Source organism: Bradyrhizobium sp. PRIMUS42 (assembly GCF_023006515.1).
Classification (GTDB): domain Bacteria; phylum Pseudomonadota; class Alphaproteobacteria; order Rhizobiales; family Xanthobacteraceae; genus Bradyrhizobium.
The window spans coordinates 1-1,305 of sequence record NZ_JALBGZ010001149.1 but is presented as its reverse complement, the minus strand read 5'-3'; the positions used below and the strand labels follow the sequence as shown (position 1 = coordinate 1,305).

2 protein-coding genes are annotated in these 1,305 nt (G+C 64.8%); both read right to left on the bottom strand.

The genetic code is table 11. The annotated features are described in order from the left end of the window. Positions 1-258 (bottom strand): enoyl-CoA hydratase-related protein (locus tag MOV75_RS38490; protein WP_247008054.1); only part of this gene is annotated, 258 nt, incomplete at its 3' end. A gap of 139 nt (positions 259-397) precedes the next feature. Next, positions 398-1,305 (bottom strand): amidase (locus MOV75_RS38485; protein ID WP_247008053.1); only part of this gene is annotated, 908 nt, incomplete at its 5' end.

The window sequence follows — 1,305 nt, the reverse complement described above, 5'->3', positions numbered from 1 at the left end:
AGTCGGACAAGGCCACGGATAAAGACAAGGACAAGAAGAACGACAAGGGCGGGAGGAGAGGTCGGCGCCCGCGCAAAAACCACGGCCGGCGCCGGTGACGATGATGGCGCGGACATTGTCGTCCTTGTCGGCCGCGTCGAACGCGTCGATCAGCTCGGCCTGCATCTGCGCGTTGAAGGCGTTGAGCTTGTCGGGTCGATTCAGCGTGATGGTGAGGATCTGCTCGGCGATCTCGTATTTGATCGTCTCATACGCCATGGTGGTTTCCTTCCCTGTCTTGAATTCGGTCTCGCTGAGACGAGATGCATGATCGCCACCGTCCGTCTTGCGCGGACTGGGCACGTGGCGGCCAGTAGAGGAACGTGGATGGCCGGGACAAGCCCGGCCATGACGCATGTTACTTCGCCGGCGGGCTCGGCCAGGGCCGCTGTGGCCCGCGTAAACCTTCAAAGGCCTTGGCCATGCCGAGCACGCCTGTATCGTCGAAGCGGCGGCCGACGATCTGCACGCCGATGGGAAACCCCTTGGAGTCAAAGCCGCCGTTGATCGAGACGGCGGGGTTCTCCGACATATTCCACGGCACGGTATAGGCGATGTGCTCGAACGGCTTGATCGGATCGTTGGTCGGCGAGGCCCATTCCGCCGCATAGTTCACGTTTGGCGCGGTCGGCGAGATTACGTAGTCGAGCTCGCAGAACAGCTTTGACGCCGCCGCGCGGATCGCCATGGTCTGGTTGAAGCCGCGGATGACGTCGACGCCCGACAGCTTGGCGCCGGACTCGCCCCATTTGAAGATATAGGGCAGCACCTTGGCCTGTTCGGCCGGCGTCAGCTTGGCCAGATCGTCCCACATCCGCGCACGCCAGAAGTTGTCGAGGCCATCGAGCATCTCGCGCGTGAGGATGCCGTCGACCTCGGTGACGACGGCGCCGGCGGATTCGAACGCCTTGGCCGCCTTCACCGCGACCTCGCGCACCGGCTTCTCCAGCGCCAAGCCGCAGCCGGGATCGAGCATCAGGCCGACGCGCAGCTTGCGCGGAGATTTCTCCAGGCCCTTCCAGTTGAGCGGTTCGGCGGGCAGGCTCATGCCGTCGCGCCGGTCCGGCTTTGCGATCGCACTCATCATCAGCGCGCAATCGTCGACCGTACGGGTCATGGGGCCGGCGACGCGGCCGACATAAGTGGGATCGATCGGCACCCGGCCAAAACTCGGCTTCAATCCGACGAGGCCGCACCAGCCTGCGGGCAGGCGCACCGATCCGCCGATGTCGGTGCCGAGATGCAGCGGGCCATAGCCGGCCGCAG